The organism is Anaerobacillus sp. MEB173, from assembly GCF_052119505.1.
Classification (GTDB): domain Bacteria; phylum Bacillota; class Bacilli; order Bacillales; family JBJMAU01; genus JBJMAU01.
On sequence record NZ_JBJMAU010000077.1, the window covers coordinates 1 to 351 of the forward strand.

1 protein-coding gene is annotated in these 351 nt (G+C 39.6%); it reads right to left on the reverse strand.

The window, feature by feature from the left end; genetic code table 11:
* A partial coding sequence (locus ACJ2A9_RS23870; RefSeq protein WP_441424123.1) for a pectate lyase-like adhesive domain-containing protein occupies window positions 1-234 on the reverse strand: 234 nt, incomplete at its 3' end.
* Window positions 235-351 lie beyond the last annotated feature (117 nt).

Below are 351 nucleotides of genomic sequence, written 5' to 3' on the forward strand. Positions count from 1 at the left end.
TACACTTCTTGTAATCTTGTGATTGTTACCATGGATTGTTACATCTCTAGTTACATTCAAGTAGCCATCTACCACGATATCGTTTCCTAGTTTAATTATCTGTACGCTAGGATCTGCCAATTTTGCATTTAACTCTGCTTCGGTTGTAACAGTTTCTACGACCTTAGCTCCTGTATACAAGTACTCTTGTCCATCGGTCACTGCTTCTTCCAGTATCGCTATTGGATCTCCCACGAAATCAGCCGGTACATATAGGTACAGTTCGTATACTCCTTCTGGAATAGTGTTGCCGGATTTCGTAAGAATGCTAAATGGATTTGCGTTATTCTTATCTGCAGTTTCTAATCCTAT